A 13,369-nucleotide genomic window follows, 5' to 3' on the forward strand; every position below is an offset into this window, starting at 1 on the left:
CCGCATGAGCAAGAGCATTTTTGGCCAGTTGCCGGCCGTGACCATCCGCGCCGCCGATGGCGCGCAGGCCACCGTCACCCTGTACGGCGGCCACCTGGTCGCGTGGCAGACCAGCGATGGCCAGGAGCGCCTGTTCTGCAGCCGCGCATCAAGCCTCGACGGCAGTCGCGCCATCCGTGGCGGCGTACCCGTGATCTTTCCCCAGTTCGGCGCGCGCGGCACGGGTATGCGCCACGGCTTTGCGCGCGTGGCGACCTGGCAGCTCGCGGCCAGTGGCGAAACCGATGGCGCCGCCCATGCGGAATTTACCTTGCAGCACACGGATCTGCCGGAGGCGATCGGCGCTACCTGGCCCTACGCCTTCACCCTGCGCCTGCGCGTGGCAGTGCAAGGCCAATCGCTGGAACTGAGTCTGTCCGTGCACAACACGGGCGAGCAGGCGTTCCCGTTCTCGGCCGCCCTGCACAGTTATTTTGCGATTGATCAATTGAGCGAAGCGCGCGTTGGAGGCTTGCAGCGCGTGCGTTATTCGGACGAGACGCCGCAAGATGCCTTGCAGGCGGAAGAGCTGCTGCAGTTTGCCGACAAGCTGGACCGCATCTACTACCAGCTGCCGGGCGCCTTGAGCCTGCAGTCTGGCAGCCACACCCTGCGCCTGGAGCAGCAGGGCTTTACGGATGCCGTCGTGTGGAACCCGGGCGCGCAAGACGCAGCCGCCCTGCCCGACCTGGCCGACGACGAATACCAGCGCTTCATCTGCATCGAGCCAGCCCTGATCCAGCCCGATACGCTGGCTGCCGGCGCCGAGTGGACCGGCCGCCAGCGCCTCGAATTTATATAAGAGTGACTGAAAAAGTCCAGGGCTAGGCGCCTTGCCGAAGGCAGTACACATGTACGACGAGGCAAGGCAACAACGCCATGGGCTTTTCTCAGGCGCTCTTAATTCGATTCCTTGATGATGCGGCCATTGGCAGGCTGAATCGGGCGCGCATTCAAGGGATACAAACGGCTGAACAGCGCCATCTGCGCTGGCGAGGCCTGGACCGGCTGCTTCATCACCAGCCACAGCACGCCTTCGCTGCAAGGCGGCTCCGTCATCGATCCCATGTAGGTGTAGTAATCGCGCCGCGCCGGCAGCATCTCGGCCGGGTCGAGCAGGATGGTGGGCTGCATGGTCTCGAATTTTTCCAGCGGCAGGTTGTTCCACACCGTCTGGATGGTCGCTTGCGGCGCGCCCCGCTCCAGCAGCAGGGCCAGCACGGCTTGCCGGCCTTCCGCGTCGCGGTGCACCAGGTGCACCACCATTTCAAAGGCCTTGCCATTGATGCGCTCTTCGGACGGGCGGTGGAAATGGAATTGCTGCAGCTCGAACATGCGGTTCTGCACCGTGATGTAATTGCCGCCACTCACCCCCACCTGCACCGTGTGACCATTGTCGACTACATTGAACGACGACGGGTGGTAGTCAAAGCTGATCTGCTCGAGTTCCACCTTCATGCCATCGCGGATATCGATCGGCGACTGGCGACTGCCATTGCCGCACTTGGCCCAGTCGACATTGATCTTGCTCCAGTTGGCCGGGCCGCTGTCGCCCTCGTACGACCAGTGCGTGCCGCGCGGCACGGGAGGTGGTGGCGGTGGCGCCGCTTTCACCACGGCGGCGCGCTTGGCGCGGGCGGCGGCGCGGGCCGCCTGGGTGGCGCGCATTTCCGCCAGGCGCGCCGCGATACGTTCGGACAGGTCGACTTCGGCCGCTTCTTCCTTCTCGCGCGCCGTGGGCGCGACGACGACAGGCGCCTTGACCTCCTTGCCCTTCACCGATTCGGTCAGGGTTTTCATAGCGGCCGCGCGCGCCGACGCCGACATGGGCGCGCTCGCAGGCGCGGATGCGGCGGCGCTCGCCGAAGCGGGGGCATCTTTGGCGCTTGCCATGACCGCCATCGCGGCAAGGCTGCAAGCTAACAGGGCGCTCAAATGTCGCATGGAAATCCAGAAAGTAAGAATACCCTCTGGTTTACGGCTGGAAAGCAACAAAACTTGAATCAGCGTGGGAGTAAAACAAAAACAACGAAGAGAAAAACCGGATCCGGAGCCCGCTGCGGGCTGTGCCACAGCGCGCTTGCCCCGGATCCATGCGGCCTTACGCCGACTTGCCGACCATGCGCTTGTAGAGTTTCCACATGCCGCCCAATACCACCGGCACGACGGCGGCGCCGACACCGATCAGCACGATCAAGGTCAGGTGGTCGCGGATCCACGGGATATTGCCGAAGAAGTAGCCCGCCGTAACCAGACCGACCACCCACAACAGGGCGCCCGTCACGTTGTACATCTGGAAGCGCGCATGCGTCATGTCGGAAATGCCGGCCACGAAGGGGGCGAAGGTGCGCACCACCGGCACGAAACGGGCCAGGATGATGGTCTTGCCGCCGTGCTTTTCAAAGAATTCATGCGTACGGCGCATGGCATCCTTGTTGATCCAGCGGTAATCGTGGGTAAACACCCTTTGCCCGATGGCCTCGCCTATCCAGTAATTGAGCGTGTTGCCCGTGACGGCGGCCGTTACCAGCAACGCAATCAGCAAGCCCAGGTGCATCTGTCCCGTCGCGCAAAACGCGCCGGCGATAAATAATAAGGTATCCCCAGGGAAGAAGAACAGCACCACGAGGCCTGTCTCACAAAAAATAATGGCAAACAGCACTGCATACACGAGGGTACCGTACTGCTCGATCAAGAGACCCAGCGTCTTGTCGACATGCACGATCATGTCGAGGAATTGCACAAAATCCATATATTTTTCCCTAAAGGTAGCGGCGGAATCATACACCACCCGGCCAGCGCAACGGCAGTCCCCGGGCCGATATTTCAGGATTAATTATGTGCTGCCCTTGCGCGTGTGGCAATTTAAGTAAAGGTTAAGGAATTCCCCGCGCCAACTTGCTCAGGCCAGTCTTCCTCCGCAAATGCCATGTTCGGCCCGTACAATGTTTTTTCAGCGAAATATTGCCATTCCGGTATACACTTTCTGACCAGCGCAACCCGCGCCGACCAGGAGAAAACATGCATCGATACCCACTGAGCGGCCTGACCATGGCCACCGTACTGGGGCTTGCCCAGTTGTCCGCCCATGCGGCGCCCGTCCAGATCAAGGCGCCCGCCGAACTGCCCGCCAAGGCGACGCTCGCCGACGTGATCAAGGCCTCCAAACCGTCCGACTGGCGTGCGCTGGACCCGGACAACACCCTGTACATGGAGATTCCCGCCGGCCGCGTGGTGATTGAACTGGCGCCGGACTTCGCGCCGAAACACGTAGCCAACATCAAGGCCCTGGTGGCAGAACAGTATTACGACGGCCTGGCCATCACGCGCGCGCAGGACAACTGGGTGGCGCAGTGGGGCGATCCGGACGAGAAAAATCCCAAGCCCATCTTGCATGCCCAGCGCACCTTGCCCGGTGAATTCACCGTGCCCTTGAAAAACATCAAGAGCTTCACGCGCCTGCCGGACGTCGACGGCTATGCGCCGCAGGTGGGCCATTCGAACGGTTTCCCGTCCGCGCGCGATCCGAAAACCGGCACGGCCTGGCTCACGCATTGCTATGCCACCGTGGGTGTGGGCCGCGACAGTGCCAGCGACAGCGGCGGCGGCACGGAGCTGTACGCCGTCATCGGCCAGTCGCCGCGTCACCTGGACCGCGACATCACGGTGGTCGGACGCGTGGTGGCCGGCATGCCGCTGCTGTCGACCCTGCCACGGGGCGCGGGACCCATGGGCTTTTATGACAGCCCCGAGAAAAACGTGCCGATCAAGGCCATCCGCCTGGCCGCCAGCGTGCCGCCAGAGCAGCGCGCGAACCTGGAAGTGATGCGCACCGACAGCGCCGCCTACCAGGCCGTGCTGGAAGCGCAGCGCCACCGCGGCGGCCCCTGGAGCAAGGTCACGGCCGGCCACGTCGACCTGTGCAATGCGCCGATACCGGTGCGGGAGGTGGCGAAGTAGCCGACTTTTAGCCCAAGAACAAGGGCTGGGGTCAGACCCGACGGGTCTGACCCCGGTATAATTACCGCATGAACGCTCCCATCACGCCCCACCGCCCGATCCAGGCCCTGCCTGACCAGTTGATTTCGCAAATCGCCGCTGGCGAGGTGGTCGAGCGGCCATCCGCCGTCGTCAAGGAGTTGCTGGAAAACGCGCTCGACTCGGGCGCCACGCAGATCACGGTGCGGCTGGAAGAGGGGGGCGTAAAACGCATCGCGATTACCGACAATGGCCGCGGCATCGACAAGGAACAGCTGCCGCTGGCCCTGGCGCGCCACGCCACTTCGAAGATCGCCTCCTTGCACGACCTGGAAAACGTGGGCACGCTGGGCTTTCGCGGCGAGGCGCTGGCCTCCATCGCCTCGGTGGCCGCCGTCACCCTGACTTCGCGCACGGCGGACGCTGCCCATGCGTGGGAAATCATCGGCTCGCACAATGGCAGCGTCTCGCCGTCGTCCGGCGCGCATGGCACCACGGTGGACGTGCAAGACCTGTATTTCAACACGCCCGCGCGGCGCAAGTTCCTCAAATCAGAGCAGACGGAATACGGCCACTGCGCCGAAGTGGTGCGCCGCATCGCGCTGGCGCGGCCCGACGTGTCGTTCTCGCTGTCGCACAATGGCCGCACCATCGACCAGTGGAATATCAGCGAACTGGCCAAGCGCAGCGCCCACATCCTGGGCAATGACTTCGCCGAAGCGCGCCTGGCGCTGGACGAGTCGGCCGGCACCCTGCGCATTCACGGCTTTGCCGGCTTGCCGACGGCATCCAAGGCGCGCGCCGACGGCCAGTTCTTTTATGTCAATGGCCGCTTCGTGCGCGACAAGCTGCTGGTGCACGCCGTGCGCATGGCGTACCAGGACGTGCTGCACGGTGACCGCTTCCCCTCGTACGTGCTGGCGCTCGACCTCGACCCGGCCCTGGTCGACGTCAACGTGCACCCGTCGAAGATCGAAGTGCGCTTCCGCGACAGCCGCTCCGTGCACCAGTTCGTCTTCCACGCGGTGCAGCGCGCGCTGGCGCAAACCTCGGCCACGGCCTTCGGCAGCGTGCCGGCGCCCCTGCCGGCCGCCTCCACCCTGGGCGGCGATACTGCCGGCGCGGGTTTGGGTGGATCTGGCATCTGGCGTCGCGAGCAGACGCAAACCTCGTTCGGCGCGCAATTTACGAATACCTTCGCGCCCGCCTCGCCCGGCGCGGCCCGCCCCTTCTTTGCCGATGCGCCAGGAATCGCCCAGGACACGGCGGCCTACGGCGCCCTGTTCGGCGGTGCTGCCGCCAGCTCGCCCATCACGCAGGTCGAGCCGTACATCGCCTCGCCCGAAGCGATGGCACGCGAAGAATACCCGCTGGGCTTTGCCCTGGCCCAGCTGCATGGCATCTACATCCTGGCGCAAAACACCAAGGGACTGGTGCTGGTCGACATGCACGCCGCGCATGAGCGCATCCTGTACGAACAGCTGAAAAACGCGCTGCAGGCGCAAGTCTCGGGCCAGGACATGCAGGTGCAGTCGCTGCTGATACCCGTGACGTTTTATGCCGATGCCATTGAAGTGTCGACGGCGAATGAAAACCAGGAGACGCTCAAGGCGCTGGGCTTCGATATCGCCGCGCTGTCACCCACCACCCTGGCCGTGCGTTCCGTGCCGACCCTGCTGAAAAACGCCGACGCGCAAACGCTGGCGCGCGACGTGCTGCGCGACGTGCGCGAATATGGCGGCTCGCGCGTGCTGATCGAGCGCCAGAACGAATTGCTCGGCACCCTGGCCTGTCACACTGCCGTGCGCGCCAACCGGATCTTGTCGGTGCAGGAAATGAATGCCCTCTTGCGCCAGATGGAAAGCACGGAACGCGCCGACCAGTGCAACCATGGCCGGCCGACGTGGGTGCAGGTCGAGATTAACGCGCTAGACAAATTATTCCTGCGCGGGCAGTAGGTCGGATTAGCACAGCGTAATCCGACCTACTGCACCACCTTACAAGAGTCAACATGCAAAACACTCAACACCTCCCCCTGGCCGTCGCCATCATGGGCCCCACTGCCAGCGGCAAGACGGCCAGTGCGCTGGCCATCGCGCAAGCCATCCCGTCCGAGATCATTTCCGTCGATTCCGCCCTCGTCTACCGGGGCATGGATATCGGCACGGCCAAGCCGTCGAAAGAAGAACTGGCCCAGGTCCCGCATCATTTGATCGATATCATCGACCCGCTGGATGCCTATTCGGTGGCGCAGTTCCGCAACGATACCCTGCGCCTGGTGAGCGAAATCTGCGCGCGCGGCAAGCTGCCGCTGCTGGTCGGCGGCACCATGCTGTACTTCAAGGGCCTGACCGATGGCCTCGACGACTTGCCCGGCGCCGATCCTGCCTTGCGCGTCCAGCTGGAAGAGGACGCGGCCGCCATCGGCTGGCCCGCCATGCATGCGCGCCTGGCGCAGCAAGACCCTGTCACGGCCGCGCGCCTGGCGCCAGCCGATGCGCAGCGCATCGGCCGCGCGCTGGAAATCATCGCCCTGTCCGGCCAGCCCATGTCGGCCCTGCTGGCCCTGCGTGAAAAGACCGTGCTGCCATTTCAATTACAGTCGTTCGCACTGGAGCCATCGGACCGCGCCGTGCTGCATGCGCGCATCGCCACGCGCTTCGACATCATGCTGAAAAACGATGCCCTGCTCGACGAAGTGGAAGGGTTGCGCCGGCGCGGCGACCTGCATTCGGGTCTGCCATCCATGCGCTGCGTGGGCTACCGCCAGGCCTGGGAGTACCTCGATGGCCGCATCGACCGCGCCACCTTGCGCGAGACGGGCATCATCGCCACGCGCCAGCTGGCCAAGCGCCAGCTGACCTGGTTACGCTCGATGCCGGAACGCATCGTCATCGATTGCCTGGGCGCCGCCCCGGCCAGCGCCATGCTGGCGCAAATTCAGCCCTTGCTGACGCCGTTACAAAAATAATCACACCGGCAAACCGCCACGAAAAATCCATAGATTTTTCATGGCCGGCATTGACAAGGAAATGGGAAGACTGGATAATGCTCGGCTGTTGGGTGATATAGCTCAGTTGGTTAGAGCACAGCATTCATAATGCTGGGGTCGGTGGTTCAAGTCCACCTATCACCACCAAAGAACAAGGATCATGGTTTTGCCATGATCGCAACCAGCATCCGGTCTGACCGGTCTGTTTGGTGATATAGCTCAGTTGGTTAGAGCACAGCATTCATAATGCTGGGGTCGGTGGTTCAAGTCCACCTATCACCACCAAGAATATGCAGTATTGATGAACCCGCCCCTGCCTCGCGCAGCGGCGGGTTTTTTCATTTCCGGACCGCCTCGCGTGCGGCCTGCAAGCAACACCGGCCCCATCCGCAAGCATTGGGGATTGTGGCAAGCCGCCACTGGCGCTTACAATGAGAATAATTCTCATTCATATCATTTCAGAACCTTATGTCCATCGCCCAGCCCAGCCTGCAACAGCAAGTGCAGTTGCTCTACAGCGAGCATCACGGCTGGCTGCTCGGCTGGCTGCGCAAAAGACTCAGCTGCCCGCATGGCGCGGCCGATGTGGCGCAAGACACGTTCGTGCGCATCATCGCCTCGCGTGACGCCCTGTTCGGCATGCGCGAACCGCGCGCCTATCTCTCCACGACGGCAAAGCGATTGCTGCTCGACCGCGCGCGCCGCCAGATACTCGAGCGCAGCTACCTGGCGGAACTGGCCCTGCTGGCCGACAGCCTGCCCGGCGCGCCCTCGCCGGACGAGATACTGATGGCCGTGCAGGCGCTCGAGCAGATCGCCACAGCGCTGGGCGGCTTATCGGCCAAGGCGCGCGACGCCTTCTTGCTGCACTACCTGGAAGAACAGCCGCAGGCCGCCGTCGCGGCGCAACTGAACGTCTCCACGCGCATGGTGCAAAAATACCTGGTGCAAGCCTTGCTGGCATGCCGCCACGCCTGTCCGGCCATAGCGGCATGAATAGCCCCCGCACCGATGTGGCAGCCGAGCAGGCCGCGCACTGGATCGTGCGCCTGAGCGCCGACGACCCGGCCGAGCGCGAACAGGCGCGCACCGGCTTCGCCGCATGGAAGGCGGCCGACCCGCTGCACGCGACAGTGGCTGCCGGCATGGAAAACCTGCTGCGTCAATTGAACGCCGTGCGCGAGCCGGCCGGCGGCGACCATAGGCCCGCGCGCGCCGCACTGGCCGCCATCGCCCAAAAGCGTCCCCGCCAGCGTCTGCGCCAGCTGGCTGTAGCCAGCGCCGTGGCCGTGCTGGTGCTGAGCGGTGCGCTGGTCATCAGCGAGCGCCCCGCTTACCTGCTGGCCGACCTGCGCAGCCCTACGGGACAATGGTCCACGCACACGCTGGACGATGGCAGCCGCCTCACCCTGGCCAGCAACAGCGCCGTCAATGTGCGTTTCACTGCGGGTGAGCGGCATGTGGAGCTGGTGCGTGGCGACATCCTCGTCGACGTGGCCAAGGATGCGCAACGCCCCTTCATCGTCGACAGCAAGCAGGCGGCGATCCGCGCCTTGGGCACGCGTTTTACCGTGCGCAGGGAAGACGGCGCCACCATCTTGAGCATGCTGGAGTCAAAAGTGCTGGCCCAGGTGCCGCAACATCCGGCCGTCGTGGTGCAGGCGGGCCAGCGCACGCGCATCACGGAAGATGGCATGGGCCCGTTGCAAGCCATCGATGCGGCCAGCGTGCAGGACGCGTGGCGCGCGCGCCAGTTGGTGGTCGACGACTTGCCGCTGGCCGAGGTGCTCGACGAGCTGGCCCGTCACCGTCCCGGCCAGCTGCATTACGACCGGGCGCAGATAGCGGGTATTCACGTGGCCGCCGTGCTGCCGCTGGACGACACGGACAAGGCGCTGCAACTGTTGATCGACAATTTCCCGCAGCTGCGCATCCGCATGCTGACGCGCTACCTGGTGATGGTCGACGCGCCCGCCAAAAAATAATGCGAATTATTTCGCGTGCACGGTTCCACTTTGCGCATCTCGTGCGTCAAGGCAGCTGAGATCAATCAAAAAAGGCTGTCACCATGTCCGTTCAAGTCCTTGCCGTTTCATCCCCGAACACCCTGCGCACGCGGCTGCGCCCGCTGGCCCTGGCGGCCATGCTGCTGGCCGGCGCCGGCCTGCATGCCCAGGCAGTCGCCCAGGCTGCACCGGCTGTCGCCAGCTACGCCATCCCCGCCGGTCCGCTGGCAGGTGCCCTGAACCGCTATGCCCAGCAGGCGGGCGTGTCCATCGTCATCGACGCCTCCAAGGTACAGGGCTTGAGCAGCGCAGGCCTGCAAGGCAGCTACGCCATCGATGACGGTTTCGCCGCGCTGCTGCGCGGCAGCGGCTATGCCATCGGCAAGACGTCCACCGGCTATGTGCTGGTGGCCGCGCCGGCGTCCGCGCCCACGGCGGCGGCAAGTGCCGCCTCGGCGGCCGAGCGCACCATGCCCTCGATTACCATCGTCGGCCAGGCCGAACAAGGCGCCACCACGGAAGGCAGCGGCTCCTACACGGCACGCAAGATCAGCATCGGCAAGGGCGAGCAAGCGATGAAGGATATCCCGCAATCGGTCAGCGTGCTGACGCGCCAGCGCCTGGATGACCAGGGCATCACGGACTTGCGCGAGGCCGTCAACAACGTCACCGGCGTGGTGGGCGTGCATGGCGTGGGCCCGGGCGTGGTGATCACGGCGCGCGGCTTCCAGATCGATCAATGGCAGTACGACGGCGTGCCGATCGACCGCAACACCTATGCGCTGGGTAACTGGGGCCAGGAAAACATGGTCATCTATGACCGCCTGGAAGTGCTGCGCGGCGCATCGAGCATGCTGGTTGGCACGGGCAGCCCCGGTGGCTCCGTCAGCCTGGTACGCAAGCGCCCGACCGCCACGCGCAGTGTCAGCATGACGGCGCGCGCCGGCTCGTGGGACCATTATGGCGCCCAGCTCGACGTCAGCAGCCCCTTGAACGCGGACGCCAGCCTGCGGGGGCGCGCCATCGTCGATGAAGACGATACGCATTCCTTCATCGACCAGGTGTGGAGCAAGAACCGCACCCTGTATGCGGCGCTCGACTATGACCTGGGACCGGCCACCACCCTGGGCCTGGCCATCAGCAACGTCAATGACCACGGCCGCCCAACCTTCATCGGCCTGCCCCGCTATGCGGACGGCAGCGCGCTGAACCTGCCCCGCTCCACCTTCACGGGCGCCGACTGGAACCGCAGCGAGGCCAGGCAAACCAACGTTTACCTCGACCTGGAACACCATTTCAACAGCCAGTGGAGCCTGAAGGCATCGGCCGTGAACATGCAGGAAAACACCAGTTCAACGCACCAGCGCGTGGCCTCCGCCATCCGTCCGGACGGCAGCGGTGCGAGCTATGGCGATTTTTCCACCGATTTCGACAACCGCAAGCGCGGCATTGACGCCTTCGTACGTGGCAAATTCGACGGCCTGGGCATCGCGCAGGAAATCGTCGTCGGTGCCAGCTATGTCAGCCTCACTTCGAATGACCGCTATGCGCGTGCGTGGGAGCCGGGCGCGGATATCTTCAATATCAACCACCATCGCCCGTGGCAGGACTTTGACACCATCGCCGCGCGCAAGACGGGCATCACCAGCTACAGCACCTATGACATGCGTCAGAAAGGCCTGTACGGCACCTGGAACGGCCAGCTGACCAGCAATCTGAAAGCCCTGCTTGGCGGGCGCTTCAACTGGTATGACTTCGTGTATGCCACGCCGGACGGCTACCGCGACACCACCAGCGTCGCGGCCAAGTTCACGCCGTCGGTGGGTCTGATCTATGCATTGACGCCCCAATGGTCGGCCTACGCCAGCTATGCGGACGTGTTTCAGCCGCAGACGAACCACAATGTGGCAGGCCAGATCCTCAAACCGATCACTGGCAGCAGCTACGAGGGCGGCATCAAGGGTGAACTGCTGGACGGCCGGGTCAACACCTCGCTGGCCGTGTTCCGCTACGACCACAAGGACCGCGCCGTCAACGACTACGCTGCCGGTTTCGCCTGCGATGGCTGGTACTGCTCGCGCGCCTCGGGCAAGGTGCGCAGCCAGGGCCTGGAAGCGGAAGTGTCGGGCGAAGTGGCGCGCGGCCTGCAACTGTCGGCCGGCTACGCCTATACGACGACGACCTACCTGGACGATCCGGACAACAAGGGCCAGGTCTTTTCCACCTGGACGCCAAAGCACATGCTGCGTGTTTGGTCGAGCTATACGCTGCCCGGCGCGTGGGACAAGTTCAGCGTGGGTGCTGGCGCCAACCTGCAAAGCCATACGGTCGATACCGAGCGTACCTTCAAGGTTGCCGGCTTCTCGATCTGGAATGCGCGCCTGGCCTGGCAAGCCACGCCGCAAGTGGCCCTGTCGCTGAACGTCAATAACGCCTTCGACAAGCGCTATATCATCCCGTCCTACAACAACACCGGTTCGAACAACTACTATGGCGACCCGCGCAACGTGCAGTTCACCCTGAAGTACACGCCGAAGTGGTAGGCTGACACGCTGCGGTGACCGCACAGGCGGGCCGGCATTCAGCCGTGCCCGCTTTTTTTCCGTTTTTTTTCGTTCGGTGCTAGGCTTGTAGTCGATAAATTATCCACCAAGAAAAACCCATGCCCCCACCGCTTCCCCTGTCCAGCATGCTGTTGACCCTGGCCTGCTGCGCCAGTCCCGCCCTCGCCTTCGACGGCTACTATCAGACCAAGACGCCCTACGCGCCGCAGCAGGACCCGGCCACCTATGCCGCGCCGCCGGCCGGCTTCCTGCCCATCTACGCGCAACTGGTGGCGCGCCACGGTTCGCGGGGGTTGACCGGCATGAAGAGCGATGCGGCCCTGTACGCGATGTGGCAGCAGGCGGCCGCGCAGGATGCCCTGACGCCGCTGGGACGCGAACTGGGTCCCGACATCCTGGCCCTGATGCAGGCCAACGCCCTGCTCGGCCATGGCGTGGCCGGTATCGAGAAACCCGGCTACGGCAATCTGTCGCAGAAGGGCATCGAGGAACACCGGCAACTGGCCGCGCGCCTGCTGGCGCGCCTGCCCGCCCTGTTTGCGCAAGTGGGACAGGACGCGGCCACGGCGCCGCGCCAGCTCGTCACCATCCATTCCGGCGTAGACCGCGCGCGTGACAGTGCGCGCTTCTTCACGCAGTCGCTGCTGGAGCACGCCCCGGCGCTGGCGCCGCTGCTGTACCTGCCGCCCGCGCCGGCGCCGTCCCCGCAGGGACGCACACCGGCGCCACAACCGGATGGCGTCAACCGCTTCCTGCTGTATGCGCACAAGCTGGCGCCGCAGACGGATTTTGTGGCCGATCGCGCCAATCCGTATTACGCCACCTATGCCGCCAGCCAGGCCTACCAGCGCTACATCGGGACCAAGCGGCTGCATGCGCAGATGGATGCTCCGGCCAGGCAGCCGGCAGCGGCCGCGCATGCGCGCCATGTACTCGAACGGCTGTTCACCCCGGCCTTCCTGGCGCAGTTTAACGGCGGCACCACCAGCTATGCGGACACGGGCAGCTACACGTTCACCAGCGCGGATGGCAAACTCACGCGCACCATGACGGGCAGCGGCAAGACCGTCATCCGCAGCCTGAATGCGGCCGCCACGAAACTGTATGAGTTGTATGCGATCGCCGCCGGCATGCGGCATGAGGTGCCGGCCGATTTCAGCCGCTACATGCCGGCCGAGGATGCGCGCTACTACGCGTCTGTCGCCGACCATGAGGATTTTTACCAGAAGGGCCCGGCCACCACGGCCAGCGCGGGCGTGACCTGGCGCTTCGCGCTGGCCTTGCGCGAGGATTTTTTCAAGGAAGTCGATGCGCTGGCCGCAGGTGACCTGCGCCACGCGGCCAAGCTGCGCTTCACGCATGCCGAGATGATCATCCCGCTCGCTTCGGCCATGGGCTTGCAGCAGGCGCTGCCACCAGAGATCAGCTACAGCCATGCAGACAGTCCGTGGCGCGGCCAGACCGTCTCGCCACTGGCGGCCAACATGCAGTGGGACGTGTACCGCAACGGCGAAGGACAGCTCATCGTGCGCCTGCTGTACAACGAAAGGGAAACGCCCTTCCAGCCATCGTGCGATGGCGCCCGCATCGCGCCGGGCAGCGTCTTCTATGACTACACGGGCCTGAAAGCCTGTTACGGCCACGCGGCGGCGCAATAAAAAAGCCGCCAACTGGTGAACTGACCCCAAATAGTTGGACGGTTTAGTTTTCTTACTAGGTAGCCAAGGGCTGAGTTCTGTATTGCACGGGACTCAGCCCTTTTAACTTGAGTTTGATACGCTCGTGATTAT

11 protein-coding genes and 2 tRNA genes are annotated in these 13,369 nt (G+C 64.2%); 10 read left to right on the plus strand and 3 right to left on the minus strand.

Translation table 11 applies throughout. The annotated features are described in order from the left end of the window. Positions 1–4: 4 nt before the first annotated feature. Positions 5–841, plus strand: a complete 837-nt coding sequence (locus ACQ4W0_RS07945) for a D-hexose-6-phosphate mutarotase (RefSeq protein WP_436576258.1) — start codon at positions 5–7, stop codon at positions 839–841. Positions 842–939: 98 nt separating this feature from the next. On the opposite strand, the gene ACQ4W0_RS07950 is transcribed toward ACQ4W0_RS07945, so the two are convergent. Beyond that, positions 940–1,983 (minus strand): carbonic anhydrase, encoded by a 1,044-nt coding sequence (locus tag ACQ4W0_RS07950; RefSeq protein ID WP_436576259.1) that lies wholly within the window; start codon positions 1,981–1,983, stop codon positions 940–942. Positions 1,984–2,140: 157 nt separating this feature from the next. Continuing rightward, the gene (locus ACQ4W0_RS07955) at positions 2,141–2,791 is read right to left on the minus strand and encodes a VTT domain-containing protein (protein ID WP_071075583.1); all 651 of its coding nucleotides are present in this window, start codon (positions 2,789–2,791) and stop codon (positions 2,141–2,143) included. 269 nt (positions 2,792–3,060) lie between these two features. Between ACQ4W0_RS07955 and ACQ4W0_RS07960 the strand changes: the two genes are divergently transcribed. The 9 genes from ACQ4W0_RS07960 to ACQ4W0_RS08000 all read left to right on the plus strand — a co-directional run bounded on the left by ACQ4W0_RS07960 (position 3,061) and on the right by ACQ4W0_RS08000 (position 13,237). Continuing rightward, positions 3,061–3,999, plus strand: coding sequence for a peptidylprolyl isomerase (locus ACQ4W0_RS07960; protein ID WP_436576260.1), 939 nt, complete (start codon positions 3,061–3,063; stop codon positions 3,997–3,999). Between the two features lie 68 nt (positions 4,000–4,067). Beyond that, positions 4,068–5,975 carry a DNA mismatch repair endonuclease MutL gene (mutL, locus tag ACQ4W0_RS07965; RefSeq protein ID WP_436576261.1) on the plus strand — a complete coding sequence of 636 codons (1,908 nt, stop codon included), beginning with the start codon at positions 4,068–4,070 and terminating at the stop codon, positions 5,973–5,975. A gap of 53 nt (positions 5,976–6,028) precedes the next feature. Then, positions 6,029–6,988 (plus strand): tRNA (adenosine(37)-N6)-dimethylallyltransferase MiaA, encoded by a 960-nt coding sequence (gene miaA / locus ACQ4W0_RS07970; RefSeq protein WP_436576262.1) that lies wholly within the window; start codon positions 6,029–6,031, stop codon positions 6,986–6,988. Positions 6,989–7,079: 91 nt separating this feature from the next. Beyond that, positions 7,080–7,156, plus strand: a tRNA-Met gene (locus ACQ4W0_RS07975). Positions 7,157–7,217: 61 nt separating this feature from the next. Then, positions 7,218–7,294 (plus strand) — tRNA-Met (locus ACQ4W0_RS07980). Positions 7,295–7,477: 183 nt separating this feature from the next. Further along, a complete protein-coding gene (locus ACQ4W0_RS07985; RefSeq protein WP_436576263.1) occupies positions 7,478–8,005 on the plus strand; it encodes a sigma-70 family RNA polymerase sigma factor in 528 nt (175 codons plus the stop codon). Next, positions 8,002–8,994, plus strand: a complete 993-nt coding sequence (locus tag ACQ4W0_RS07990; RefSeq protein ID WP_436576264.1) for a FecR family protein — start codon at positions 8,002–8,004, stop codon at positions 8,992–8,994. The genes ACQ4W0_RS07985 and ACQ4W0_RS07990 overlap by 4 nt, the downstream gene beginning before the upstream one ends. Positions 8,995–9,077: 83 nt before the next feature. Continuing rightward, a complete protein-coding gene (locus tag ACQ4W0_RS07995; protein WP_436576265.1) occupies positions 9,078–11,558 on the plus strand; it encodes a TonB-dependent siderophore receptor in 2,481 nt (826 codons plus the stop codon). A gap of 119 nt (positions 11,559–11,677) precedes the next feature. Then, the gene (locus ACQ4W0_RS08000) at positions 11,678–13,237 is read left to right on the plus strand and encodes a histidine-type phosphatase (RefSeq protein ID WP_436576266.1); all 1,560 of its coding nucleotides are present in this window, start codon (positions 11,678–11,680) and stop codon (positions 13,235–13,237) included. A gap of 55 nt (positions 13,238–13,292) precedes the next feature. Here ACQ4W0_RS08000 and ACQ4W0_RS08005 read toward each other — a convergent pair. After that, positions 13,293–13,369 (minus strand): IS3 family transposase (locus ACQ4W0_RS08005; protein ID WP_436576283.1); only part of this gene is annotated, 77 nt, incomplete at its 5' end.

The organism is Janthinobacterium breve (assembly GCF_051380895.1).
Classification (GTDB): Bacteria; Pseudomonadota; Gammaproteobacteria; order Burkholderiales; family Burkholderiaceae_D; genus Janthinobacterium.

Bases quoted from the DNA above. Each gene is read 5' to 3' on its own strand.
- ACQ4W0_RS07945 (WP_436576258.1), top strand. From the start codon at position 5: ATGAGCAAGAGCATTTTTGGCCAGTTGCCGGCCGTGACCATCCGCGCC.
- ACQ4W0_RS07950 (WP_436576259.1), bottom strand. From the start codon at position 1,983: ATGCGACATTTGAGCGCCCTGTTAGCTTGCAGCCTTGCCGCGATGGCG.
- ACQ4W0_RS07955 (WP_071075583.1), bottom strand. From the start codon at position 2,791: ATGGATTTTGTGCAATTCCTCGACATGATCGTGCATGTCGACAAGACG.
- ACQ4W0_RS07960 (WP_436576260.1), top strand. From the start codon at position 3,061: ATGCATCGATACCCACTGAGCGGCCTGACCATGGCCACCGTACTGGGG.
- mutL (WP_436576261.1), top strand. From the start codon at position 4,068: ATGAACGCTCCCATCACGCCCCACCGCCCGATCCAGGCCCTGCCTGAC.
- miaA (WP_436576262.1), top strand. From the start codon at position 6,029: ATGCAAAACACTCAACACCTCCCCCTGGCCGTCGCCATCATGGGCCCC.
- ACQ4W0_RS07985 (WP_436576263.1), top strand. From the start codon at position 7,478: ATGTCCATCGCCCAGCCCAGCCTGCAACAGCAAGTGCAGTTGCTCTAC.
- ACQ4W0_RS07990 (WP_436576264.1), top strand. From the start codon at position 8,002: ATGAATAGCCCCCGCACCGATGTGGCAGCCGAGCAGGCCGCGCACTGG.
- ACQ4W0_RS07995 (WP_436576265.1), top strand. From the start codon at position 9,078: ATGTCCGTTCAAGTCCTTGCCGTTTCATCCCCGAACACCCTGCGCACG.
- ACQ4W0_RS08000 (WP_436576266.1), top strand. From the start codon at position 11,678: ATGCCCCCACCGCTTCCCCTGTCCAGCATGCTGTTGACCCTGGCCTGC.